Raw genomic sequence first — 23,528 nt, 5'->3', positions numbered from 1 at the left:
TAACGTGACAACCATGCTGGGAGCAGAAGACATCTCCGGATAGTTCCCCGGAGCTCGCATCCAATCGCCCGTCCGGGCCATCTCGCGCCCCTGTCTCGGAGCCTTCCCGCATGTCTTCTCTCACCCTGTCCGACGTCTCGCTGCGCTGGGACGACGGCACCGCGTTGTTCACCGAGTTGTCGTTCGCGCCCGGCCCGGGACGTACCGGCCTGGTCGCCCGCAACGGCACCGGCAAGAGCGCGCTGCTGCGGCTCATCGCCGGTGAACTGACGCCGTCGAGCGGTTCGATCGTCGTGGACGGGACCGTCGGCTATCTGCCCCAGACACTTCCGTTGCTCGATGACCGCAGTGTGGCCGAGTTGCTCGGCGTGGCAGCGGTGATCGAGGCACTCGAGGCGCTGGCGGGCGGTGATTCCAGCGAGTGGGTGTTCACCGCGATCGGCGACGACTGGGATGTCGAGACGCGGGTGCGCGCCCAACTCGACCGCCTCGGCCTGGCTGACGTGAGCCTGGACCGATCGCTGCGCTCACTGTCCGGCGGTGAGGTGGTCAGCCTCGGGCTGGCGCGAGAGTTGTTGCGCCGCCCCGACATCCTGCTGCTCGACGAACCCACCAACAACCTCGACACCGCTGCCCGCCAGCGACTGGACGCGGCGCTCGACGACTACACCGGGTTGTTGGTGGTTGTCAGCCACGACCGGGCCCTGCTCGATCGCATGGATCGTATCGCCGAGCTGCGCGACGGCCGGATCTCCACCTACGGCGGGAACTTCAGTGGCTATCTGGCCGCCGTCGACGAGGCTCAGCGCGCCGCCGCGGAGGCGGTGCGCGGCGCCGAGCAGCACCTGAAACGAGAGAAGCGGCAGCGTCAGCAGGCCCGTGAGCGGGCCGACCGCAAGGCCGGCAACGCCAAGCGCACACTCTCCGACGCCGGCCTGCCGAAGATCGTGGCCGGGGCGATGAAACGTCGCGCCCAGGAGACCGCAGGCCGGGGCGACGGCGTGCACGCCCGGCGTGTCGACGACGCTCGGAACCGACTCGACGATGCCGAGCGGGCGTTACGCGAGGAGGACACTCTGGTGCTGGACCTGCCGGACACCGCCGTGCCCGCCGGTCGAACACTGTTGCACGCCAGTGGTGTACGCGTGTCGCGTGGCGGTCGCGCGGTGCTCGACGAGGTGGAATTCGCGGTGCGGGGGCCGGAGCGGATCGCGCTGACCGGTCCGAACGGGGCCGGCAAGACCACGTTGTTGCGCGTGCTGATGGGGGAGATCGAGCCGGAGGGCGGCGAGGTCCACGTCGCCGCCGGACGGGTCGCGTACCTGTCGCAGCGGCTGGACCTACTCGACGACGGCCGCTCGGTCGCGGAGAACCTGGCCGCGGCGGCGCCGAGCCTGTCTTTGACCCGGCAGCGGCATCTGCTGGCGCAGTTTCTGTTTCGCGGCGACAGCGTCGACACCGCCGCCGGGTCACTGTCCGGCGGGGAGCGACTTCGTGCCACGCTGGCTTGCGTGCTGTTCGCTGAGCCGGCCCCACAGCTGCTGATGCTCGACGAGCCGACCAACAACCTCGACCTGGCCGGCGTGGCGCAGCTCGAGTCGGCGCTGGCCGCCTACCGGGGAGCGTTCATCGTCGTCAGTCACGACGAGGTGTTCCTCGACCGGATCGGGGTGCAGCGGCGGGTGCGGCTCGCCGGAGGTCGGGTCAGCGAAACCGGCGGCGACCAGGACGGCCAGGACGAGTAGGGACGACTGGGGCGGCTGGGACGGCCAGGACGGCCAGGACGGCCAGGACACCCGGGCCGACGAGGACGCCCCGGGGCGCAGGGACGCCGGGACGACCTAGGTCGAGGGCCGGGCCTCACCGGCGCCGGAATCCGGGGACTCGACGGGTGCGGTACCGGTGCCCGGCTCCGTCCCCGGCGCTGCGCCGTCGGCAGGTTCGGCGTCGCCGGCTCCAGGTGGTCCGCTGTCCTCCGACGTGTCTGCCGCGGTGCTCTGGGAGACCTGCTGAACACCCTGCATGACCTGCTGGGGGAGTTGCTGCAACGGCTGTCCGAGCGCCGCCAACGGCGCGCCGAGCTGCTGCCCCATCTGCCCGAGCTGTCCGAGTTGACCGACCACCTGGCCGACCGCGTCGGAGCCCGACACGGCAGCTCCGGATGCCCCACCGGCTCCGGGCGCGCCGCCGGCGTTACCGGCCGCGCCGGCCCCGGCCGGTCCTCCGTCGGCGAGCGCGTCGGCGGCGGCCTTGATGGCGGCGGCGCCGCGCTGGTCACCGTGTTCGTACGCCACGGCCGCCTGCTGCAGGAGTTCCGAGATCCGGGCGCCGCTGTCCTGGGTGGCCGTCATGGTGCCCGAGCGGCTACCGAGTGCGGCTTGCAGTGCCGTCTGCACCGCATGGGCGATGGTGCCGTGTGAGGTCGCGACGGCGGCGGACCCCGGGGCCGCCGCATTCAGCGACCCCAACCCGGTCGCCACGCCGGTGTGGATTTCCGAGAGGGAACGCACACCGTCGGTGTCCACCGACAACGGCTCGACCATCACTTGCCTCCCAATGCCTGCTCCGCACCGAGTCTAGGGCCGCCGGGCGTGGCGCCCGATCACCAAATCGTCGTCACGACCCGTTGATCTCCGCAAGCGCATCGCGGCCGAACGCACAGTCCAGCTCACCGGTCAGCCGGGCCAGCGTCTCACCGGCCCGCGCATCCCCGAGTCGCGCACCGACATGGGCGGCCCGCAACGCCACCGCGGTCTGCCCGCCCCGCTCCGCGGCCTTGACCGCGGCTCGGGCCGCCTCGACGGCGCCGTGCGTGTCGTGCTGGGCGGCCAGTGTCGCGGCGCGAGCCAGGCTCAGTTCCGGGGCGAAGAGCATCGACTTGAGGCCATGTCGTGCCTCGGCGCGTGCCAGCGCCTTACCCGCATCAGCCGGCCTGCCGAGCCGGCCCAACGCCTGCGCAAGCAGCATCCAGGCCAGCGGCCCCCACGAGTATCCGGTCGGCGCGAGCGTGGTTGCAGCGTCCCGCAACAGCGAGACCGCTTGAGTGAGTTCACCTCTGGCGAGCAGCACATCAGCGGTGAGGACCTCGCCGATTGCGCGGCCGGGCTGTCTGCGCTGGGCGAACTCGGTGAGCCGCTGCGCCAGCGTCAGCGCGCGATCCGACTCGCCGGTCATCAGCAGCGCGGTCGTCTGTCCGAACCCGCTGGTGAAGCGCAGTAGGCCCGGTTGGCCCGCCGACACGGCGCGCTCGGCGAGGGCGTCCACGTCGTCGAACCGGCCCGTGCGCGCCGCGCACAGCGCCGCCGCCGACGCCGCCCAGCCGACCGCGGTCTCGTCGGGGTCAGTGGATTCCAGCACCTGCTCGGCCACCTCACGGGCCCGCTCGAGGTTGCCCGCATTCATCGCGAACGTGGCCGACAGCGCGTCCACCGCGGTGCGTGCCGCCGGATCGTCCACCTTCGCGCGGATGGACTGCAGGAACGCGGTCGCCCGCGCGGGTTCTGACAGCATCCAGAACTGGTTGGCCGCGGTGGGCAGCGCCCACGCGATCAGTTCGTCGTCGCTCAGCGATGCGGGGTCCAGACCGGCGAGCACCGCGTCGGCCTCCCGTCCGCGGCCCTGCCACGCCAGCGCGTAGCCGGCGGTCAATCGGGCGTCGAGATCGTGCCCGCCGCCCAGCCCCGCCCGCGCGAGCCGCTCGCTGAGTTCCAGGTCGCCGAGCCGCAGTGCCTCGCGGGCGGCCGCGCACAGGTCGGGCGCCGGGAGCGGGCTGTCGCTGCCGATCGACAGGGCGGCCACCCGCAGCCGGCCCACCACCCCGCGCGGGCCCGCCGACGACAACCGGCCCACCACCGCCGACCGCAGGCGTCGCAGGTCCGGGCCACCGAGCCGGTCGCGCACCGAGTCGACGAACAGCGGATGCGCGGGGCGCACCCCGTCCTGGCTGATGATCACGGCGCCCGCCTGCACGCCGTCGTCGACAGCGTGGGCACTGGTCAGCGCGGCGGCGTCCTCGAGGCTCAGCGGATCCGCGACCGCCAGGAACTCCAGCACGCGGCGGGTCGTGCTCGACAGCCCGGCGACGAACGTATCGACCTGCGCCCGCAGCCGGCTGTCCTCATGGCCCGGCGGCGTCACGTCCACCCGCGCCACGACGTCGTCGTGCCACAGAGCGGCGACCTCCGCCGGTACCGGCCACTCCCCGACGGTGGCGGTGAGCACCACGCGGACCGCCCGGCTCACCGCCAGTTGGTAGACCAGAGCCGCCGACAGCGCGTCCAGATGGTGCGCATCGTCGATCACCAACAACCTGCCGTCGCCCACGATCTGCCGAGCGGTCGCCAACACCGAGGCGGTTTTGCCGGACTCCGGCACATCCAGCAGATGCTCGAAGGCCCCGAACGGCACGTCCGGCGGCGACGCCGTCGCGAGCACCCAGTCCACCCGGTCGAATTCGGCCGACAGATGTTCGGCCGCGCGGCGGGCCAGCGTCGACTTGCCGACGCCGGCCGGGCCGATCAACACGGCCCCGGCCTGCGCATGCACGCCGCGTTCGACGAGCTCGAGTGCCGGATCCGACCGTCCGGTCACCCATCCGATCGGTGCGCGCACGGGCATCGCCGGAGTGTATGGCTAGGTTTGTCCGTGTGTCCCGAGAAGCGTCCCCAGAACCCGACCGCGAATGGGCGATCTGCGTGTACTGCGCGTCGAGCCCGACGCATCCCGAGTTGCTCGACCTGGCCCACCAGCTCGGCAAAGCCATCGCCGATCAAGGCTGGACGCTGGTCTCCGGAGGCGGCAACGTCTCGGCGATGGGCGCGGTCGCCTCGGCCGCGCGCTCGCACGGCGGCTACACCGTCGGCGTGATCCCCAAGGCGCTGGTCCATCGCGAGGTGGCCGACACCGAGGCCGACGAACTCGTCGTCACCGACACGATGCGGGAACGCAAGCAGGTCATGGAGGACCGCGCCGACGCGTTCATCTCGCTGCCCGGCGGCATCGGCACGCTGGAGGAATTCTTCGAAGCCTGGACAGCGGCGTATTTGGGTATGCACTCGAAACCGATCGTGATGCTCGACCCGTTCGGGCACTACGAGGGTTTGCTGGTTTGGCTACGCCAGCTGGCGGACACCGGCTACGTCGCCGACGAGGCGCTGCGGCGCCTCATCGTCGTCGAGGACGTGGACGCCGCACTGGCCGCGTGCGCACCGACCCGCTGACCCGCATCGGCCGCAACTAAGGTGTCCGACAAACGACCGGAGGAAGAAAGCACCGACATGACGACGTGTATCGATGGGCAGATGAAATGAGTGGGGCGCGCCGCAGCGTCGGAGTCCTCGACGTCGCCAAACAGCTTCCCGGCTTCCTCAAAGACACCCCGACGATTCTGCGCGGAGTGATCACTGGGTTCGGTGCCCGGCCGTCCGCCAAGACCTCGATCGGCAAGATCTTCCAGGACCGGGCGGCCAGCTACGGCGACCACGTGTTCATCAAGTTCGGCGATGAGCGGCTGACGTACCGCGAGTCCAACGAGACCGTCAACCGCTACGCCGCGGTGTTGGCGGCCAAAGGGGTCGGGCACGGCGACGTGGTCGGCATCATGCTGCGTAACTCGCCCCAGTCGGTGCTGCTGATGCTCGCCGCTGTCAAGTGTGGCGCCGTCGCGGGGATGATCAACTTCCACCAGCGCGGCGAGGTGCTCAAGCACAGTTTCGGCTTGTTGGAGGCCAAGGTCGTCGTCGCCGAGGTCGACCTGATCGACGAGATCAACGAGAGCGGCGCGGACACCAGCGGCCTGCTGACCGTCGACGAGGTCATCACGATGTCGGCGACAGCGCCCACCACGAATCCCGCCACCACCGATGCCGTGCTGGCCAAGGACAAGGCCTTCTACATCTTCACCTCGGGCACGACCGGTATGCCGAAGGCCAGCGTCATGACCCACTACCGCTGGCTGCGCGCGCTGGCCGGGTTCGGTGGTCTGGGACTGCGGCTCAACAGCAGCGACACGCTGTACTGCTGCCTGCCGCTGTACCACAACAACGCGCTGACGGTCGCGCTGTCGTCCGTGCTGAACTCCGGTGCGGCCCTGGCGCTGGGCAAGTCGTTCTCGGCGTCGAAGTTCTGGGACGACATCATCCGCTACGACGCCACCGCGTTCGTCTACATCGGCGAGATCTGCGGCTACCTGCTCAACCAGCCGGAGAAGCCGACGGATCGCCAGCACAAGGTGCGGGTCATCTGCGGTAACGGGTTGCGGCCTGCGATCTGGGACGAGTTCACCGAGCGGTTCGGCATCAAGCGGGTCTGCGAGTTCTACGCGGCCAGTGAAGGCAACACCGCGTTCGTCAACGTCTTCAACATCGACAAGACGACCGGCATCTGTCCCAGCCCGATCGCATTCGTCGAGTACGACCACGACACCGGCGAACCGAAACGCGGTCCCGACGGCCGTGTGCACAAGGTCGAGAACGGCGAGCCGGGTCTGCTGCTGTCCAAGGTCAGCAACTTCCAGCCGTTCGACGGCTACACCGACAGGGAAGCCACCGAGAAGAAGCTGGTCCGCGATGCCTTCAAGGAGGGCGACGTGTGGTTCAACACGGGGGACCTGATGCGGGCGCAGGGCTTCGGGCACGCCGCGTTCACCGACCGGCTCGGCGACACGTTCCGCTGGAAGGGCGAGAACGTCGCAACCACGGAGGTCGAGGCGGCGATCTCCACGCATCCGCAGATCGAGGAGGCGACGGTCTTCGGCGTCGAGGTGCCGGGTGCGGGTGGTCGGGCCGGCATGGCCGCGATCCAGCTGAAGAACGGTGACGAGCTCGACGGCAAGGCGCTGGCCGAGGCCGCCTACGACAAGCTGCCCGGCTACGCGGTGCCGCTGTTCGTGCGGGTGGTGACGGAGTTGGCGCACACGTCGACGTTCAAGAGCCAGAAGGTCGACCTGCGTAAAGAGGGTTACGGCAAGGCCAGCGGCGATGACGACGACAGCGAGGACGTCACGATCGACGACCCGCTGTACGTGCTCTCCGGCAAGGACGAGGGCTACGTCCCGTTCTACGACGAGTACCCCGACGAGGTCGCTTCGGGCAAGAAACCCAAGTAGCGCCCGCCAGCGCTGCGATCTGCGCATTCCGGCCGGAACCACGGGTCCGGCCGGAACGTAGCCTGAATGGCGTGGAGTCGACGTTTCTGGGCCGGCCGGTGGCCGGTGACCGTGCGCTGATCATGGCGATCGTGAACCGGACGCCGGACTCGTTCTACGACCGCGGCGCCACCTTCACCGACGAGGCGGCCAAAGAGGCCGCCCACCGGGTCATCGCCGACGGCGCCGACGTCGTGGACATCGGCGGGGTCAAGGCGGGCCCCGGCGAGGTCGTCGACACCGCAGAAGAGATCGCAAGGGTGGTGCCCTTCATCGAGTGGCTGCGCAGCACCTTTCCCGAGCAGCTCATCAGCGTCGACACCTGGCGTGCCGAGGTGGCCAAGCAGGCCTGCGCGGCGGGTGCGGATCTGATCAACGACACCTGGGGTGGGGTCGATCCCGAGCTGGCGGGCGTCGCGGCGGAGTTCGGGGCGGGCCTGGTCTGCTCCCACACCGGGGGCGCGGTGCCGCGCACCCGGCCGTTCCGCGTCAACTACGGGATCTCCGAGCGAGGGGTGGTCGACGACGTCATCGCCGAGGTGACCGCCGCCGCCGAGCGCGCGGCCGCACTCGGGGTCCGCCGCGACGGCATCCTGATCGACCCGACCCACGATTTCGGCAAGAACACTTACCACGGTCTTAGTTTGTTGCGCCACGTAAAAGAGCTTGTAAATACTGGATGGCCCGTCCTGATGGCGCTGAGCAACAAAGATTTTGTCGGGGAGACTCTGGGTGTGGGCCTCACCGAACGCCTCGAAGGCACCCTGGCAGCGACGGCGATGGCCGCCGCCGAGGGCGCGGCGATGTTCCGGGTGCACGAGGTGGGACCCACGCGTCGAGTACTGGAGATGGTTGCGTCAATCAAGGGCGCCCGTCAGCCGAAACGAACGGTGAGGGGACTGGCATGACTGTCTTGTCTGATCGAATCACGGGACTGGCCATCGACGATGTGGCCGACCACCGGTGGCTGACCGATCACAGCTGGAGCCGCCCGTCGTGGACGGTCGCCGAGCTCGAGGCCGCCAAGCGGGGCCGCACGGTTTCCGTCGTGCTTCCTGCGCTCAACGAGGAGGAAACCGTCGCCGGGGTGGTCGAGACCATCACCCCGCTGCTTGGCGGACTCGTCGACGAATTGATCGTGCTGGACTCCGGCTCCACCGACGACACCGAGATCCGGGCGGTCGCCGCCGGAGCGCGGGTGGTCAGCCGGGAGGTCGCGCTACCCGAGGTCGAGACGCAGCCCGGCAAGGGTGAGGTGCTGTGGCGGTCGCTGGCCGCCACGACCGGCGACATCGTCGCATTCGTCGATTCCGATCTGCTCGATCCCGATCCGATGTTCGTGCCCAAGCTGCTGGGGCCGCTGCTGACCACCGAGGGTGTGCACCTGGTCAAGGGCTTCTACCGGCGGCCGCTGCGGGTCAGCGGCAAAGAGGACGCCAACGGTGGTGGCCGCGTCACCGAACTGGTGGCCCGCCCGCTGCTCGCGGCGCTGCGACCCGAGCTGACCTGCCTCTACCAGCCGCTGGGCGGCGAGTACGCCGGCACCCGCGAGCTGTTGACCGCGGTACCGTTCGCGCCCGGCTACGGGGTGGAGATCGGCCTGCTGATCGACGCCTACGACCGGTTGGGCCTCGACGCGCTGGCCCAGGTGAATCTGGGCGTGCGGACCCACCGCAACCGGCCGCTGACCGAGCTGGCGTCGATGAGCCGCCAGGTCATCGCCACCCTGCTGTCGCGGTGCGGCATCGAGGACTCCGGCGTGGGGCTCACGCAGTTCTTCGCCGACGGCAACAACTACAGCGCACGCACTTCGGAGGTCTGCCTGGAAGACCGCCCGCCGATGAACACGCTGCGCCCGCGCTGACCCCGTGTCGGCGGCGTCGGGCACTATCGACGTGTGACCCTCGTCCTGCTCTACCTCGTGGTGTTCGTGTTGGTGGGCATCGTGCTGTTCGCCATCGGCAGTGTCTTGTTCGGCCGCGGTGAAGTGTTACCACCGCTTCCGCAGTCGACCACCGCGACCGTGCTGCCCGCCTCCGGAGTGACCGGCACCGACGTCGAGGCGCTCAAGTTCACCCAGACGCTGCGCGGTTACAAGGTCGGTGAAGTGGACTGGGTGCTCGACCGCTTGGGTCGCGAACTCGACCAGCTCAGAGGCGAGCTGGCCGCGGTGCGCGCCCGGCAGGGCCTCAGCGCAGAGACGGGCACCGCCTTCGGCGGTGACGACGTCTCCCATGTCGACGACGGCTCCCACGTCGACGACTTCTCCCACGTGGACGACGGCTCCCACGTGTCCCGCGTCTCGCACGCCGACGACGCCTCCCACGTCGAGGACGTGCAGGTGCCCGACGCCGAGTGGGAGGGCCGGTGACGTCGGTCACTGACGATCGCCGGGTCCGATGCGGCTGGATCGACCAATCCCGGCTTTCCGCAGAGGATTTCGTGCTCTACCGGGACTACCACGACACCGAGTGGGGCCGACCGCTGTACGGCTCGGCGGCGCTGTTCGAGCGGGTGAGCCTGGAAGCGTTCCAGAGCGGGTTGTCCTGGCTGATCATCCTGCGCAAGCGGGACAACTTCCGCGCCGCGTTCGACGGGTTCGACGTCGAACGGGTGGCCCGCTACACCGACGGTGACATCGAGCGACTGCTCACCGACACCGGCATCGTGCGCAACCGGGCCAAGATCGAAGCCACGGTGTCCAATGCCCGGGTGGTGGCCGACCTCGCCGACGCCGGTGTCGACCTCAGCGAGCTGCTCTGGTCGTTCGCGCCACCCGACCGGCTCACCCGCGACCGGCCTGCCGATCTGGCCGGTGTCGCCGCAGTGTCGCCGGAGTCGACCGCGATGGCCAAGGACCTCAAGCGGCGCGGCTTCCGCTTCGTCGGGCCCACGACGGCCTACGCCCTGATGCAGGCCACCGGAATGGTCGACGATCATGTCGCCGACTGCTGGGTTCCGCGCCTCGGTGAAACACCATCGGAGCAGCTATAGGCGGGTCTTTGCACACGAGCAGGCCAGGATAGGGAACAATAAGACTCTGTAGCAGTTCAAGGCCGGTTGCTGTCCGCGGCAGATGAGCGGGCAGTGCCGGCTCCGGGAACAGACCGGGCCCAGACGGGCACGCCTTTGTGGAGGGAGCACTCGATGGCGGCGATGAAGCCCCGGACCGGAGACGGTCCACTGGAAGCAACCAAGGAGGGGCGCGGCATCGTGATGCGGGTACCACTGGAAGGCGGTGGCCGACTGGTGGTCGAACTCACCCCGGACGAGGCAGCCGCTCTCGGAGAGGAACTGAGGGGCGTCACGAGCTAGCCCGAAGCAGGAACCGGTCGCGTAGCGCGCGGCCGGTTCTTTGCTGTGGGGCCTTGCCGGCGGGCTGGGTCAGTAGAGCTAGGTCAGAACGTGCTGGTAGATCCGTAGCGTCTGCTCGGCGATCTGCGCCCAAGAGAACTCGTCGATGCAGCGCTGGCGGCCCGCGGCCCCGAAATCGCGGGCCCGCTGCGGTTCCGCGACCAGCGCGTTGACCGCGGCCGCGAGACCGCGTTCGAAGCTCTCGGTGTCGTCGGGATCGTAGTGGACCAGCACTCCGGTGCGCTGATCGTCGACCACCTCGGGGATGCCACCCACATCCGAGGCCACGACCGCGGTGCCGCAGGCCATCGCCTCGAGGTTCACGATGCCCAACGGCTCGTAGACCGAGGGGCACACGAATGTGGTTGCCGCCGACAGTATCTCCCTGATCTTGTGGGTCGGCAGCATCTCCTGTACCCAGAACACGCCGGTGCGCGCGGCCGCGAGCTGCTGGACCGCGGCGGACACCTCCTCGGCGATCTCCGGGGTGTCCGGCGCACCGGCGCAGAGCACCAGTTGGACGTCGGGGGAGAAGTGGTGCGCGGCGGCGACCAGGTGCGCGACCCCCTTCTGTCGGGTGATCCTGCCGACGAACGCCACGATGGGTCGGGACGGGTCGACGCCGAGTTCCGCCAGCACCGAGCCGTCGTCGGGCGGGGATGCGGGGTACCAGACGTCGGTGTCGATGCCGTTGCGGACCACGTGCACCCGGTTCGGGTCCAGCGCCGGGTAGGTACGCAGCACATCGGCGCGCATCCCGGAGCTGACGGCGATAACCGCGGCGGCCGCTTCGACCGCCGTCTTCTCCACCCAGGACGAGATCCGGTAGCCGCCACCGAGCTGCTCGGCCTTCCACGGACGCATCGGTTCCAGCGAATGCGCGGTCAACACGTGCGGGACGCCGTAGAGCAGGGCCGCCAGGTGCCCGGCCATGCCGGTGTACCAGGTGTGGGAATGCACGACGGCCGCCGACGAGGCGGCGTTGACCATGTTCAGGTCGGCCGACAGCGTGGTGAGGGCGAAGTTCGCGCCCTGCAGGGCAGGGTCCGGCTGCGCGACGGTCGCCTCGGGCCGCGGAGCGCCCATGCAGTGCACGTCCACCTCGCACAGATGCCGCAGTTGAGCGACGAGCTCTGTGACGTGCACTCCTGCTCCGCCGTAGACCTCGGGTGGATATTCCCGAGTCATCATCGCCACCCGCATGCTGTCGACGGTAGCCGGTATCGAAGAGCGCCGCGCCGCATCCCCAATTGTCTTGATGGACAGTCCGACACCCCGCCCAATAGAGCGAATGGCTGGCCCCTGTCCCCACGTGCGGATAGGTTGGCAGCATGAGGGAAGCGCCACATGTGCTTGGCATCGTCCTCGCAGGCGGAGAGGGCAAGCGGCTGTACCCGCTCACGGCCGACCGGGCCAAGCCCGCCGTGCCCTTCGGGGGTGCCTATCGGTTGATCGATTTCGTGCTGTCGAATCTCGTCAACGCCCGATACCTGCGAATCTGTGTACTCACCCAATACAAGTCTCATTCGCTGGATCGCCACATTTCGCAGAACTGGCGGTTATCGGGGCTTGCCGGGGAGTACATCACCCCGGTGCCGGCGCAGCAGCGGCTGGGGCCGCGCTGGTACACCGGGTCGGCCGACGCGATCTATCAGTCGATGAACCTGATCTACGACGAGGACCCCGATTACATCGTGATCTTCGGCGCCGACCACGTGTACCGGATGGATCCCGAGCAGATGGTCCAGGCACACATCGAGAGCGGAGCCGGTGCGACGGTCGCCGGTATCCGGGCGCCGCGCTCGGAGGCCAGCGCGTTCGGGTGCATCGACGCCGACGAATCGGGCCGCATCCGCGGCTGGATCGAGAAGCCCGCCGACCCGCCGGGGACGCCGGACGACCCCGACCAGACTTTCGTGTCGATGGGGAACTACATCTTCACCACCAAGGTGCTCATCGACGCGATCCGCGCCGACGCCGAGGACGACGATTCCGACCACGACATGGGCGGCGACATCATCCCGCGACTGGTCGCCGACGGCATGGCCGCGGTCTACGACTTCAACGACAACGAGGTCCCCGGCGCGACGGAACGCGACCACGCCTACTGGCGTGACGTCGGCACGCTCGACGCGTTCTACGACGCCCACATGGACCTGGTGTCGGTGCACCCGGTGTTCAACCTCTACAACAAGCGCTGGCCTATCCGGGGCAGCTCGGAGAACCTGGCGCCGGCCAAGTTCGTCAACGGCGGGTCCGCGCAGGAGTCCGTCGTCGGTGCGGGCAGCATCATTTCTGCTGCGTCGGTACGCAATTCGGTGCTGTCCAGCAACGTCGTGGTCGAAGACGGCGCGATCGTGGAGGGCAGCGTGGTCATGCCCGGCGCCCGCATCGGACGCGGCGCGGTGGTGCGCCACGCCATCCTGGACAAGAACGTCGTGGTCGGCCCCGGCGAGATGGTCGGTGTCGACGTCGAGAAGGACCGGGAGCGTTTCTCCGTCAGCTCTGGTGGCGTCGTGGCCGTCGGTAAAGGCGTCTGGGTCTGACCCACCGGAACCGGGCGCGGTCGCCCCGCCCGCACGTACGGCAGGTGGTGTGCCGAGTCAGGGCATGACGCCGGGAGGCCCGGTGCTCAGCCAGGAGCCTCGGCGGCGGACGCACTGCGGGAGCGGCCTCGGCGCCTGCGGATCACCCGCACCGCCGCCCACATCATCACGACGACGGCCACCAGGACCAGCACCGGCACCAGAATCGCCAGGAACACCAGCGTCACGCTGGCCACGTCCTCCAACGTGCTCAGCACCGGCGCCGCGGTGCCCGCCGTCGCCACGTTGGCCGCCGGACGCACCGTCGACTTCGTCAGCGACACCATCAGCGCGACGGCCACGCCCACCGCCACCGGAACCCACTGCCCCGACTGCGCGAAGGCCCCCGGATCGGCGACCGCCGACGTCTGCGCGGCCGTTCCCGAGCCGAACACGATCCCGCCGGCGGTGGGGCGCACCAGCGTCTGAACGGTGTCGTTGACGGAATCCAGCGCGGGCACCTTGTCGGCGACGACCTCGACGCACAACAGCACCGCGACGATCGTCATGACCCAGCCGTTCTCCAGCCAGGCCCACGCCGCCGGCAGCGTCACCAGGTCGGTGAAGCGGGCCAGCAGCCCGAGCGCGAGCAGCGGAATGTAGGCGTTCAACCCCGCCGCGGCCGCCAGCCCGAAGCCGGTCAGCAGTTCCATCACACCAGTATGCGGCGCGTCACCACACCCCGGGCACGAGTCGGTAGCGAACCCGGGCCCGATACTGCGGATATCCGGCAAGTTCGGCGGTCAGCGCCCGCTCCTCATCGAGGATGCGGGCGACGAAGACCGGCGGGAACGTCGCGGCGACCACAAGCAGCCCCCACCACGATCCGAGCGCAGGCGGGATGCCGACGGTCATCACCAGCGCTGCGCTGTACATGGGGTGTCGGACGACGCTGTAGAGACCGGTCGAGACCAGCGGCTGGCCCTCCTCGATCCGGATACTGGCCCCGGCGTAGTTGTTCTGGACCACCACCAGCTGCGTGCTCAGCAGGCCGGCGGCCACCAGAACGTCGCCCACGATCACCGCCCAGACCGGCACGCTCGACCAGCCCATCCGCCAGTCGAGCACACTGACCACGACGATCAGGACGAACATCAGCCACGCTCCGACGATGATGAGGCGTTGCGCGGGCCGGGTTTCGGCTGTCGGGCCGACCTTCATCCGGCGGTCCAGCGCTGCGGGGTAGTGCACGGCCAGATGGATGCTCGGCCCGAGCGTGCACACTGCGAAGACCGCGAGAAAAACCCAGGCCTGCCAGTACCTGAGCGTGCCGGCAGGCACGAAAACCAGGGCAGCGAACAGCATCAGGCCGAGAATCGCCGACGTCGCGACGCGCAGCGCCGTCATGCGGCATCACGGCGCCGGTACGTCGAGCCGGCCAGCAGCGTGATCAGTGCCGCCACCGCCACCATCACGACCATGGCGCCGACGGGGACGTCGGTGGGCACGGTGGTCTGCCCGACCGGGGACAGGTCGATCAGCCACTGCGGCAGCCGCAGCAGTGCACCCAGGTAGAGCGCCGTGATCACGAATGTCACGGCCAGCCAGGCGATCCACGTCCGGCGCAAGGCAACCGCCAGCGCGGCGACGGCGGCCATCACCGCCAGGGCAGGCACATAGGCCAGCCCGGCCAGCGTCAGCCTCACCACCGTCTGGGGTTCGCCGATCGTCAGGCCCGCGCCGAGGCCGTTGCCCAGGCCCGCGAAGAACATCAGCACCGTCCCGCCGAGGACGGCGGTCATGACCGCACCTACCAGCCAGGACCAACGGGACACCGCGCCCGCCAGGACCGACTCGCCGAGCCCGGCCTGCTCGTCGGAGTACACCCGAAGCACCGCGGTGGTCACATAGGCCGCCGCGACGGCGGCGAGGAACTGCGACATCGTCGTGTAGATGCCGTCGTTGCCCTGCGCGGCCAGCATTCGCGCGATGAGCTCGTTGGTCTGCGCGGCGTCGCGCAGCGACTTGGTCATCGAGCCGAACGCCAACCCCGCCAGGAACAGGCCCACCGTCCAGCCGATCAGCGCGCCCCTCTGCAGCGCCAGATGTAGACCGGTCACGCCGCGGATCGGCTTCGCGTCGGGTCGTTCCCCGCTGGTGGCCAGGATTCCGTCGTCGTACTGCCTGCGCGCTTCGAGCACGGCCGCGAGCGCGATCAGCAGAACCGTCACCACCAGCAGAAGAGTGAGCGGCCACCAGCGCAGATCGACGAACGCGCGTATCTGCTGGGCCCAGGCGATGGGGGAGAACCAGCTCAGCGCGCTCCCCGAATGGTCGATGACGTCCCCGACACCTCGGATCAGCGCGGCCAGCGCAAGCAGCGCCATCGCCGCGCCGCTGGCGGTCCGAGCGACCCGCCACAGCTGGGCGGTCACCGCGGCGACTGCGCCGAACACGGTGGCCACGGCCGTGACGCCGATACACATCGCCGCGGTGTCCGCGACGGCGAAGCCACTGGCCGCCATCGCCGCGGTCATCGTCACGGCGATCACGGCATTCACGGCGCCGACGACGAGCAGGGCGGCCGTGGTGCGGGCATACCGGACGACCGGGGACGCCAGCACCAATTCGGCTGTCCCGCTTTCTTCTTCGGCTCGAGTGTGTCGAATCACGGTGAGGATGGCAAGGATCGACGTGGCAACGATCAACGTCAGCATCAACTCGTTGGCCATCATCGCCCCGAGATCGGTGTCGTTGCGGCCGAACATCGGCCCGCCCATCATGATTCCGGCCGGCGTCTGGAGAAGTTGCACGCGGGTGCGCCGCTGCGCCTCGTCGGGATAGGCGAGCTCCAGGGCGTTCGGGGTGTACAGCATCATCGCGGTCAGCACCGAGATCCACACCGTCAGCCGGACGCGGTCGCGGCGCAGCGCCAGCCTGACCAGGTGGGCTGTGCCGGTCCAGCGCGACGCTGACGGGGCGGCGTGGTGCCGGGGCCGGGTAGGTGCGGTGGCGGTGGCGCTCATGACCCCGCCCGCTGATACTCCCGCAGGAACATGTCTTCCAGCGAGGCCGGTGCCACGGTCAGGTCCTCGATACCGAGTCCGCTGAGGTCGGCCATCGCCCGGTCCAGATCGCCACGGTCCACCGCGAACCGCACCCGACCGTCGTCGACCTCGAGTTCTCTGACGTAGTCCGCGTCTCGGAGCCGTTGCGCATCGCCGCGGGTGCGCGCGGAGACAGTGGTCGCCATCAAATGACGCATCTGCTGCAGGGTCCCCGATTTCACGGTGCGTCCCGCACGGATGATCGTCACCGTGTCGCAGAGCTTTTCGACCTCGCCGAGGATGTGGCTGGACAGCAACACGGCGGCACCGCGCTCGGCCACCTCACGGACACACTCCTGAAACCGCTGCTCCATCAACGGATCCAGGCCGGCGGTGGGCTCGTCGAGGATGAGCAGTTCACTGTCGGTGCTGAACGCGGCCACGATCGCAACCTTCTGCCGGTTGCCCGTCGAATAGGTGCGGGCTTTCTTGCTCGGGTCGAGTTCGAAGCGCTCGATCAGGTCGTCACGCCGCTTCGTGTCGACGTTCTCGGTGCCACGCAGCCGGGCCAGGAAGTCGATGGCCTGCATGCCCGTCAAGTTGGGCCAGATCGTCACGTCGCCCGGGACGTAGGCGATTCGGCGGTGCAGGTTCACCGCGTCGCGCCACGGGTCGCCGCCCAGCAGCCGCACTGTGCCCCGGTCGGCGCGAAGCAGGCCCAGCAGCACCCGGATCGCGGTGGACTTACCGGCCCCGTTGGGGCCCAGGAAGCCGGTCACGCTGCCGGCGGCGACGCTGAGGTCGAGGCCGTCGAGCGCCTTGGTGTGTCCGAAGGACTTGGTCAGCCCCCGGATGTCGACGGCGAGTTCACCGCCGTGGGTGTCGGCCATCGTCATCCCTTTCTGTCGGTGTGAAGGCAAGGCCCTGCTCGCGTCTGGCCAGAAACGCCTCGTACATCGTCGAGCTCGTCATCAAGCCGTTGGTGTACAGCTCGAGCGCGGGGAGCACCATGTCCTCGCTGTAGTCGCGGAGCACGGCGCGCAGATCCGACGGGTCGTCGTGCAGCTGCAGGTACAGCAGGAAGGCCCCGCCGCCCGTCATGGCCAGGAAGCGGGCCCTGGCCCGCGGATCGGCGCTCGGCTTGACGGTGCCGGCGCGCACGCCGGCTTCGATGTACTGTTCCGTGTTGTCGATCATGGTGCGCCACAACGTTTTCGCCAGCTCGCCACCGGTCTGCAGACTGCGAACCAGATAGCCCATCATCGGGGCGTAATCCTCGATTTCGGCCAGCTGCGCGAACCATGTCGCGGCGTCGGTGGTCTGGATCGACTCGGTCTTGGATTCGAGGACGGTCCGGGCGATGTGCTCGTCACAGGCCTTTCGCAGCCCGTCTTTCGATCCGAAGTGATGCATCACCAGCGCGGGGCTCACCCCGGCTGCCGCCGCGATCGAGCGGATCCCGACCGCGAAGCCCTCGCGGCCGAAAATCTCGATGGCCGCGTCCCGGATCCGCGCCACCGCGGTCAGATCGTCGCCTGAACGCATGTTCAGTACACTAAACGCTCGTTCAGTGGACGGTCAAGGGTTTTCCGCGGGTGTCGGTGGCCACCTGATCGCGGGCGAGCTGGTCGGGGGCCAATCGATCGGTGAGGCGACCGCGGGGGCCATCGATCGGTCAGCCGGCTACCGGGGCCAGCTGATCGGTCAGGCGGCCACGGGCGCCAGCTGGCCGCTGATCGGTCAGGCAGCCACGGGCGCCGACGGGCTCGCCGAACGTGAAGTCTCTGCGAAAACTTCGCGGATCTTTCGCAGTAGCTTCACGCTCGGCGCAAGGGGCCGCTCAACCGCACCCGCCGCTCACCCGCGCACCGCGGTAAGCGGGGCGCCGCAACAGCGCCAGCCGCGCACCAGGCAAGCGGGGCTCAGCCGCGCCGGTCGCTCAGCCGCGCACCGCGGCGAGCAGGCCGTCGCCCAGCGGAATCAGGACCGGGGTGAGCCGTTCGTCCTCGGCAATGAGCCGGGCGGCCTCGCGCACCGCGCTGACCTCGGCGTCGTTGGCCGACGCGTCCCCGGCCCGGCCGCCCAGTGCGGCACGGTGCACGATGACCGCGCCCCCCTCACGGAGCAGGCGAATGCCCTCGACCACGAACTGCGGCTGATCCGCGGGATCGGCGTCGATGAACACCAGATCGTAGGTCTCATCGGCCAACCGTGTCAGCACCTCCTGGGCGCGGCCGCTGATCAGCCGGGTCCGGCCCGGCCCCACCCCGGCCTCGGTGAACGCCTGCTTGGCAATGCGCTGGTGCTCGGGCTCGACGTCGATGGTGGTCAGGACCCCGTCCTCGCGCATCCCCGACAGCAGCCACAGCCCGCTGACGCCGGCGCCGGTGCCGACCTCGACCACGGCGCGCGCATCGGTGAGCTTGGCCAGCACGCACAGCAGCGCGCCCACCGCAGGAGTGACCGCCCCGGCGCCGATGTCCACTGCGCGTTCGCGGGCGGCAGCGACGATGGCGTCCTCGGAGATCGAGTGCTCGGCGTGGTTGACGATCGCCTCGGCCTGGCTCGCCGGGGCCGAGGACTCCCGGGACTCCCGGGACTCCCGGGACTCCCGGGACCCCTGAGACTCCTGGGGGCCGGCGGCGGGCTCGTCGGTGCTGGACATGCCCGCAGCGTAGAGCGCGCGAGCGGCGGCCGACACCCCGACACGCCCGGCCCCGGCGGCCATAAATATCCGGTTCCGGTGACCCGTTTGTGCAGGTGAAAAAAGGGGTTGCGAATGTTCTCAGGAAATGTTCAGTTATCTCATATGCCTGGCACACCAGCACGGGAGACGGTAAGCGCATGACAGACGGCGCACCCAGCGCACGCGGTGACCACCGGCGCTTCGGGAACAACCCCCTGCTGCACCGTGTTGTGCGAACCGAGCGGCCGTCCGAGGACGATCGCGACCGTCACGACCTGGAGGATCCGACGACCACCAACTCCGCCCCCGCGACTTCATCCGTTGCCGCCCCGGTGTCGATGGCGCACCTGGAGCAGTACACCGATGCCGAGTGGGTCGAGCCGTCCGACGAACTGACCGGAACAGCGGTGTTCGACGCCACCGGCGACCACGCCGCGATGCCGAGTTGGGACGAGCTGGTCCGCCAGCACGCCGACCGGGTCTACCGGCTGGCTTATCGCCTCTCGGGCAATCAGCATGACGCCGAGGACCTGACCCAGGAGACGTTCATCCGCGTCTTCCGGTCGGTGCAGAACTACCAGCCCGGAACGTTCGAAGGCTGGCTGCACCGCATCACCACCAACCTGTTCCTCGACATGGTGCGCCGCCGCGGCCGAATCCGGATGGAAGCCCTGCCCGAGGATTACGACCGGGTGCCCGCCGACGAGCCGAATCCCGAGCAGATCTACCACGACTCCCGCCTCGGTCCGGACCTGCAGGCGGCGCTGGATTCGCTGCCGCCCGAGTTCCGTGCCGCTGTGGTCCTGTGCGACATCGAAGGGCTGTCCTACGAAGAGATCGGTGCGACGCTGGGCGTCAAGCTCGGCACCGTGCGCAGCCGCATCCACCGCGGCCGTCAGGCGTTGCGCGACTACCTGGCGCATCAGGCGAACACCAGCGGCCAGATGTTCGACGAGGCACGCCCGGCCTGAGTTGCATGCGCTGACCCACAGCTTGGCGCGCTACATTCGAAGCAGTCCTGTCGAGCCGAGAGGAGTTGGGCGATGTTCGATCCCGGACACGCTTTCCGGCGCGCCTTCTCCTGGCTTCCGTCGCATTTCGCCTCGCAGAGCGACGCACCCGTCGGTCCGCGCCAGTTCGGATCCACCGAGCATCTGTCGATCGAGGCGATTGCCGCGTTCGTCGACGGCGAGCTACGCATGAGTGCGCATCTGCGCGCCGCGCACCATCTGTCGTTGTGTCCGGACTGCGCGATGGAGGTCGATGCCCAGCGGCAGGCCCGCGCGGCGTTGCGGGACTCCCTTCCTGTGGACATGCCCAGTTCGTTGCTGGGACTGTTGTCGCAGATCCCGAACCACTCACCGGTGGAGCCTCCTGAGGCTGACGATGGGTCGCCGTTAGCTGAGGACGCGCGGCGCGCTCGCCGCAGACGCCGGTAGGGTAGAGACATATTTCGGCCGGCGGCCTGCGTCGACGGTTGCTGACGCCGAGTGAACATGAGCGAGCAGGTGCCGCGACAAAAGAAGGATCATGTACCCGTGAGCAATCTGGACCAGACCGGCCGGGAGCGTCTCGAGCCGCGCCCGGTGTCGCGTCCGCCGGTCGATCCGGCGGCCCAGCGCGCGTTCGGCCGGCCGTCCGGCGTCGAGGGCTCGTTCCTGAACGCCGAGCAACACCGCGACCAGGGTGAGTACACCCCGAAGGACCAGGCGCCCGACCCGGTGCTCGCCGAGGCCTTCGGACGCCCGGACGCGGGCGGTGATTCGCTGCAGCGCCATCCCACCGATGCCGGCGCGCTGGATGCCGAACGTGAGGGCGGGGTCGACGACGTCGACGATCCGTGGCGCAACCCGGGCGCACCCGTCGGGCTGGGCACCCCGGCGCTGGCCCCGAGCGGCCCGCAGGTTCAGAGCGCACCGGCCGGCAAGCTCGGCGTCCGCGATGTGCTCTTCGGTGGCAGGGTGTCCTTCGCCGCGCTGGCGTTGCTGGCGATCGTGGCGCTGGTCATCGGTGTCGCAGGCGGTTGGGTCGGTCGCAAGACCGCCGAGGTCGTCGAGGCGTTCACCACGTCGAAGGTGACCCTGGAGACCACCGACGATCCCGCCGTGCACGGTGGCGAGTTCGCGGAGGTCGCTGCCGCGGTGGCCGATTCGGTGGTGACGATCGAGGCGACCAGTGACACCGAGGGATCCCAGGGTTCAGGCGTCGTGGTCGACGAACGGGGCTACGTCGTCACCAACAACCACGTGATCTCCGAGGCCGCCACCAACCCCAGCAAGTTCCAGATGTCGGTGGTGTTCAACGACGGCACTGAGGTCCCCGCCAACTTGGTGGGCCGCGACCCCAAGACCGATCTCGCGGTGCTCAAGGTCGACAACGTCGACAACCTGGTGGTGGCCCGGATGGGTGACTCGGACAAGCTCACCGTCGGTGAGGAAGTGATCGCCGCGGGTGCCCCACTCGGGCTGCGGAGCACCGTGACCCACGGCATCATCAGCGCGCTGAACCGGCCCGTGCCGCTGTCGGGCGACGGCTCGGACACCGACACCGTCATCGACGGCGTGCAGACCGACGCCTCGATCAACCACGGCAACTCCGGCGGGCCGCTGATCAACATGAGCTCCGAGGTCATCGGCATCAACACCGCGGGCAAGTCGCTGTCCGACAGCGCCAGCGGTCTCGGGTTCGCGATCCCGGTCAACGAGGTCAAGCAGGTCGTCGAGACGTTGATCGAGAACGGCAAGATCTCGCATCCGACGCTGGGTCTCACCGCCCGTTCGGTGAGCAACGACCTCGCCAAGGGGGCCCAGATCGCCAACGTCGCCGCCGGCGGTCCCGCCGAGCAGGCGGGGATCCTGGAGAACGACGTGGTGGTCAAGGTCGGCGACCGCACGGTCGCCGACGCCGACGAGTTCGTCGTGGCCGTCCGTCAGCTCAAGATCGGCGAACCGGCACCCATCGAGGTGGTTCGGGAAGGCCGCACCGTGACGCTGACGGTGACGCCCGGCGCGGATACCAGCACCTAGCCCATGTTCGCCAACGTCGGCTGGGGCGAGATGTTGGTCCTGGTGATCGCCGGATTGGTGATCCTCGGGCCGGAGCGGTTACCCGGTGCCATCCGGTGGACGGCGGGCGCGGTTAAGCAGGCACGCGACTACCTCACCGGTGCCACCAGCCAGCTGCGCCAGGATTTCGGCCCGGAGTTCGACGACCTGCGCGAGCCGCTGTCGGAGTTGCAGAAGCTGCGGGGGATGACGCCGCGCGCGGCGCTGACCAAGCATCTGCTCGACGGCGACGACTCGATCTTCACCGGCAAGTTCGACGGCGACCCGAAGGCCCAGGCGCCGGGGAGGCCCGACAAGCCCGAAAAGCCTCAGTCCGGCCCCGGCCCGGCTGCGGTCACGCCGCCGGCGGACACGTCCGCGGCGACGAAGTTCGACACCGACGCCACCTAGAAGTTCGCGGCCGGCGGCTCGGTTGTGCGTGGCTCAGCGGCTCGCGGCTCGGTTGCCGCGTGCCTCACCGGCCGGCGGCTCGCGGCTTGATTGCGGCGCGGCTCAGCGGCCGGCGGGATCGAGTCCCAGTGACATGCCGGCCAGGCCGCGCTTGCGGTTCGAGAGGGCGTCGGCGATCTTGTGCAACTCCTGGCCGGCCGCGGAGTTCGGGGCGCTGAGCACCAGCGGGATACCGGTGTCGCCGGCGCCCACCAGCTCGGGATCCAGCGGCACCTGGCCCAACAGCGGCACATCGGTGCCCGTCGAGCGCGACAGGCTGTCGGCCACATGCCGGCCGCCGCCCTCGCCGAACATCTTCACGACCGGACCGTCGACCATGTTCTCGACGACACCGGCGATGCGCTGCCGGGTCTGAAGCGCGATCGCGCCGGCCCGTTCGGCCACCTCGGCCGCCGCCATCTGCGGCGTGGTCACCACCAGGATCTCAGCACCCGGGATCAACTGAGCGACCGAGATCGCGATGTCACCGGTGCCGGGCGGCAGGTCCAGCAGCAGCACGTCCAGGTCACCCCAGTACACGTCGGCGAGGAACTGCTGCAGCGCGCGGTGCAACATCGGACCGCGCCACACCACCGGTGTGTTGCCCTGGGTGAACATCGCGATCGAGATCACCCGCACGTTGTGGGCGATCGGGGGCAGGATCATCGAGTCGACCTGGGTAGGTCGGTCGGTCGTCCCCATCATCCGGGGCACCGAATGCCCGTAGATGTCGGCGTCCAGCACGCCCACCGAGAGGCCCCGGGCGGCCAGCGCCGCCGCCAGGTTGACCGTGACGCTGGATTTGCCGACCCCGCCCTTGCCGGACGCGACGGCGTAGACCTTGGTCAACGAGCCGGGCTGGGCGAACGGGATCACCGGTTCCCGCGAATCGCCGCGCAGCAGCTTGCGCAGCTCGGCACGCTGCTCGTCGTTCATGACGTCCAGGCTCACCCGCACCGCACCGGTGCCGGGCACGTCGCTGACCGCCCGGGTCACCTGCTCGGAGATCTCGGTCTTCTTCGGACAGGCAGAGGTGGTGAGATAGATCTCGACATGCACCGAGTCGTCGCTGTCGACGGTGACGTTCTTGACCATGCCGACTTCGGTGATCGGACGGCGCAGCTCGGGGTCGACCACCTTGGACAGGGCGGCGCGGACCGCCGATTCCAGGTCATGGGGAACTGAGGACTTCGATGACATCGCCGTCGAGTCTAGGCCGCCGACCCGTGCGGACCCGAATTCGGCCGGGGGCCGGGTTCAGCCGGCAGGGCCGGGGGC

23 protein-coding genes are annotated in these 23,528 nt (G+C 69.2%); 13 read left to right on the top strand and 10 right to left on the bottom strand.

Translation table 11 applies throughout. The features are described 5' to 3' along the window. The first annotated feature begins 110 nt into the window (after positions 1–110). Positions 111–1,745, top strand: a complete 1,635-nt coding sequence (locus J3476_RS20920; RefSeq protein ID WP_207068280.1) for an ABC-F family ATP-binding cassette domain-containing protein — start codon at positions 111–113, stop codon at positions 1,743–1,745. A gap of 96 nt (positions 1,746–1,841) precedes the next feature. Here the strand turns inward: J3476_RS20920 and J3476_RS20915 are convergent, their stop codons facing one another. Continuing rightward, positions 1,842–2,543, bottom strand: a complete 702-nt coding sequence (locus J3476_RS20915; protein ID WP_207068279.1) for a type VII secretion target — start codon at positions 2,541–2,543, stop codon at positions 1,842–1,844. A 73-nt stretch (positions 2,544–2,616) separates the two neighbouring features. Then, positions 2,617–4,617 carry an AAA family ATPase gene (locus J3476_RS20910; RefSeq protein ID WP_207068278.1) on the bottom strand — a complete coding sequence of 667 codons (2,001 nt, stop codon included), beginning with the start codon at positions 4,615–4,617 and terminating at the stop codon, positions 2,617–2,619. Positions 4,618–4,646: 29 nt separating this feature from the next. Here J3476_RS20910 and J3476_RS20905 point away from each other — a divergent pair, with 29 nt between their 5' ends. The 7 genes from J3476_RS20905 (at position 4,647) to J3476_RS20875 (ending at position 10,459) form a co-directional block, all read left to right on the top strand. After that, positions 4,647–5,219: a TIGR00730 family Rossman fold protein gene (locus J3476_RS20905; protein ID WP_286183424.1), complete on the top strand. Its 573-nt coding sequence runs from the start codon at positions 4,647–4,649 to the stop codon at positions 5,217–5,219. 86 nt (positions 5,220–5,305) lie between these two features. Continuing rightward, a complete protein-coding gene (fadD6, locus tag J3476_RS20900; protein WP_207068276.1) occupies positions 5,306–7,105 on the top strand; it encodes a long-chain-acyl-CoA synthetase FadD6 in 1,800 nt (599 codons plus the stop codon). A gap of 122 nt (positions 7,106–7,227) precedes the next feature. Then, positions 7,228–8,052, top strand: a complete 825-nt coding sequence (folP, locus tag J3476_RS20895) for a dihydropteroate synthase (RefSeq protein ID WP_286183454.1) — start codon at positions 7,228–7,230, stop codon at positions 8,050–8,052. Next, positions 8,049–9,008 carry a glucosyl-3-phosphoglycerate synthase gene (locus J3476_RS20890; RefSeq protein ID WP_207068274.1) on the top strand — a complete coding sequence of 320 codons (960 nt, stop codon included), beginning with the start codon at positions 8,049–8,051 and terminating at the stop codon, positions 9,006–9,008. Before folP ends, J3476_RS20890 begins: the two co-directional genes overlap by 4 nt. 33 nt (positions 9,009–9,041) lie before the next feature. Continuing rightward, on the top strand, positions 9,042–9,515 hold the full coding sequence (locus J3476_RS28210) for a DivIVA domain-containing protein (protein WP_373889102.1): 474 nt from the start codon (positions 9,042–9,044) through the stop codon (positions 9,513–9,515). Further along, entirely contained in the window at positions 9,512–10,138 is a 627-nt protein-coding gene (locus tag J3476_RS20880) for a DNA-3-methyladenine glycosylase I (RefSeq protein ID WP_207068273.1), read from the top strand. Before J3476_RS28210 ends, J3476_RS20880 begins: the two co-directional genes overlap by 4 nt. A 153-nt stretch (positions 10,139–10,291) precedes the next feature. Then, the gene (locus J3476_RS20875; RefSeq protein ID WP_068532479.1) at positions 10,292–10,459 is read left to right on the top strand and encodes a DUF3117 domain-containing protein; all 168 of its coding nucleotides are present in this window, start codon (positions 10,292–10,294) and stop codon (positions 10,457–10,459) included. A 78-nt stretch (positions 10,460–10,537) separates the two neighbouring features. Here the strand turns inward: J3476_RS20875 and glgA are convergent, their stop codons facing one another. After that, the gene (gene glgA / locus J3476_RS20870) at positions 10,538–11,701 is read right to left on the bottom strand and encodes a glycogen synthase (protein ID WP_207068272.1); all 1,164 of its coding nucleotides are present in this window, start codon (positions 11,699–11,701) and stop codon (positions 10,538–10,540) included. Between the two features lie 128 nt (positions 11,702–11,829). On the opposite strand from glgA, the gene glgC reads away from it, so the two are divergent. Next, positions 11,830–13,044, top strand: coding sequence for a glucose-1-phosphate adenylyltransferase (gene glgC / locus J3476_RS20865; protein ID WP_152518190.1), 1,215 nt, complete (start codon positions 11,830–11,832; stop codon positions 13,042–13,044). Between the two features lie 86 nt (positions 13,045–13,130). On the opposite strand, the gene J3476_RS20860 is transcribed toward glgC, so the two are convergent. The 6 genes from J3476_RS20860 to J3476_RS20835 all read right to left on the bottom strand — a co-directional run bounded on the left by J3476_RS20860 (position 13,131) and on the right by J3476_RS20835 (position 18,735). Beyond that, positions 13,131–13,736 carry a DUF4126 domain-containing protein gene (locus tag J3476_RS20860; RefSeq protein ID WP_207068271.1) on the bottom strand — a complete coding sequence of 202 codons (606 nt, stop codon included), beginning with the start codon at positions 13,734–13,736 and terminating at the stop codon, positions 13,131–13,133. Between the two features lie 19 nt (positions 13,737–13,755). Beyond that, on the bottom strand, positions 13,756–14,430 hold the full coding sequence (locus J3476_RS20855) for an isoprenylcysteine carboxylmethyltransferase family protein (protein WP_207068270.1): 675 nt from the start codon (positions 14,428–14,430) through the stop codon (positions 13,756–13,758). Then, positions 14,427–16,049: an ABC transporter permease gene (locus J3476_RS20850; RefSeq protein ID WP_207068269.1), complete on the bottom strand. Its 1,623-nt coding sequence runs from the start codon at positions 16,047–16,049 to the stop codon at positions 14,427–14,429. Before J3476_RS20850 ends, J3476_RS20855 begins: the two co-directional genes overlap by 4 nt. Further along, a complete protein-coding gene (locus J3476_RS20845; protein WP_207068268.1) occupies positions 16,046–16,960 on the bottom strand; it encodes an ABC transporter ATP-binding protein in 915 nt (304 codons plus the stop codon). The genes J3476_RS20850 and J3476_RS20845 overlap by 4 nt, the downstream gene beginning before the upstream one ends. After that, positions 16,938–17,615, bottom strand: coding sequence for a TetR/AcrR family transcriptional regulator (locus J3476_RS20840; RefSeq protein WP_207068267.1), 678 nt, complete (start codon positions 17,613–17,615; stop codon positions 16,938–16,940). Before J3476_RS20840 ends, J3476_RS20845 begins: the two co-directional genes overlap by 23 nt. A 394-nt stretch (positions 17,616–18,009) precedes the next feature. Then, on the bottom strand, positions 18,010–18,735 hold the full coding sequence (locus tag J3476_RS20835; protein WP_286183421.1) for an O-methyltransferase: 726 nt from the start codon (positions 18,733–18,735) through the stop codon (positions 18,010–18,012). 179 nt (positions 18,736–18,914) lie between these two features. On the opposite strand from J3476_RS20835, the gene sigE reads away from it, so the two are divergent. From sigE to tatB, 4 genes are all read left to right on the top strand, one after another. After that, positions 18,915–19,727 carry an RNA polymerase sigma factor SigE gene (gene sigE, locus J3476_RS20830; RefSeq protein ID WP_207068266.1) on the top strand — a complete coding sequence of 271 codons (813 nt, stop codon included), beginning with the start codon at positions 18,915–18,917 and terminating at the stop codon, positions 19,725–19,727. A gap of 72 nt (positions 19,728–19,799) precedes the next feature. Then, a complete protein-coding gene (gene rseA / locus J3476_RS20825; protein ID WP_207068265.1) occupies positions 19,800–20,195 on the top strand; it encodes an anti-sigma E factor RseA in 396 nt (131 codons plus the stop codon). A gap of 99 nt (positions 20,196–20,294) precedes the next feature. After that, complete coding sequence (locus J3476_RS20820; protein WP_286183419.1) at positions 20,295–21,782, top strand: S1C family serine protease; 1,488 nt, start codon at positions 20,295–20,297, stop codon at positions 21,780–21,782. Between the two features lie 3 nt (positions 21,783–21,785). Beyond that, entirely contained in the window at positions 21,786–22,211 is a 426-nt protein-coding gene (tatB, locus tag J3476_RS20815; protein WP_207068263.1) for a Sec-independent protein translocase protein TatB, read from the top strand. A 102-nt stretch (positions 22,212–22,313) separates the two neighbouring features. Here tatB and J3476_RS20810 read toward each other — a convergent pair whose 3' ends face one another. Further along, positions 22,314–23,450, bottom strand: a complete 1,137-nt coding sequence (locus J3476_RS20810; protein ID WP_207068262.1) for an Mrp/NBP35 family ATP-binding protein — start codon at positions 23,448–23,450, stop codon at positions 22,314–22,316. Between the last annotated feature and the right edge of the window lie 78 nt (positions 23,451–23,528).

The sequence above is a fragment of the Mycobacterium sp. PO1 genome (assembly GCF_017312405.1).
Taxonomy (GTDB): Bacteria; Actinomycetota; Actinomycetes; order Mycobacteriales; family Mycobacteriaceae; genus Mycobacterium.
This window is presented reverse-complemented; position numbering and strand designations above follow the sequence as displayed.

Coding starts and splice junctions, on each gene's coding strand:
- J3476_RS20920 (WP_207068280.1), top strand. CDS start 111: ATGTCTTCTCTCACCCTGTCCGACGTCTCGCTGCGCTGGGACGACGGC.
- J3476_RS20915 (WP_207068279.1), bottom strand. CDS start 2,543: ATGGTCGAGCCGTTGTCGGTGGACACCGACGGTGTGCGTTCCCTCTCG.
- J3476_RS20910 (WP_207068278.1), bottom strand. CDS start 4,617: ATGCCCGTGCGCGCACCGATCGGATGGGTGACCGGACGGTCGGATCCG.
- fadD6 (WP_207068276.1), top strand. CDS start 5,306: ATGAGTGGGGCGCGCCGCAGCGTCGGAGTCCTCGACGTCGCCAAACAG.
- folP (WP_286183454.1), top strand. CDS start 7,228: ATGGCGATCGTGAACCGGACGCCGGACTCGTTCTACGACCGCGGCGCC.
- J3476_RS20890 (WP_207068274.1), top strand. CDS start 8,049: ATGACTGTCTTGTCTGATCGAATCACGGGACTGGCCATCGACGATGTG.
- J3476_RS20875 (WP_068532479.1), top strand. CDS start 10,292: ATGGCGGCGATGAAGCCCCGGACCGGAGACGGTCCACTGGAAGCAACC.
- glgA (WP_207068272.1), bottom strand. CDS start 11,701: ATGCGGGTGGCGATGATGACTCGGGAATATCCACCCGAGGTCTACGGC.
- glgC (WP_152518190.1), top strand. CDS start 11,830: ATGAGGGAAGCGCCACATGTGCTTGGCATCGTCCTCGCAGGCGGAGAG.
- J3476_RS20860 (WP_207068271.1), bottom strand. CDS start 13,736: ATGGAACTGCTGACCGGCTTCGGGCTGGCGGCCGCGGCGGGGTTGAAC.
- J3476_RS20855 (WP_207068270.1), bottom strand. CDS start 14,430: ATGACGGCGCTGCGCGTCGCGACGTCGGCGATTCTCGGCCTGATGCTG.
- J3476_RS20850 (WP_207068269.1), bottom strand. CDS start 16,049: ATGAGCGCCACCGCCACCGCACCTACCCGGCCCCGGCACCACGCCGCC.
- J3476_RS20845 (WP_207068268.1), bottom strand. CDS start 16,960: ATGGCCGACACCCACGGCGGTGAACTCGCCGTCGACATCCGGGGGCTG.
- J3476_RS20840 (WP_207068267.1), bottom strand. CDS start 17,615: ATGCGTTCAGGCGACGATCTGACCGCGGTGGCGCGGATCCGGGACGCG.
- J3476_RS20835 (WP_286183421.1), bottom strand. CDS start 18,735: ATGTCCAGCACCGACGAGCCCGCCGCCGGCCCCCAGGAGTCTCAGGGG.
- sigE (WP_207068266.1), top strand. CDS start 18,915: ATGACAGACGGCGCACCCAGCGCACGCGGTGACCACCGGCGCTTCGGG.
- rseA (WP_207068265.1), top strand. CDS start 19,800: ATGTTCGATCCCGGACACGCTTTCCGGCGCGCCTTCTCCTGGCTTCCG.
- tatB (WP_207068263.1), top strand. CDS start 21,786: ATGTTCGCCAACGTCGGCTGGGGCGAGATGTTGGTCCTGGTGATCGCC.
- J3476_RS20810 (WP_207068262.1), bottom strand. CDS start 23,450: ATGTCATCGAAGTCCTCAGTTCCCCATGACCTGGAATCGGCGGTCCGC.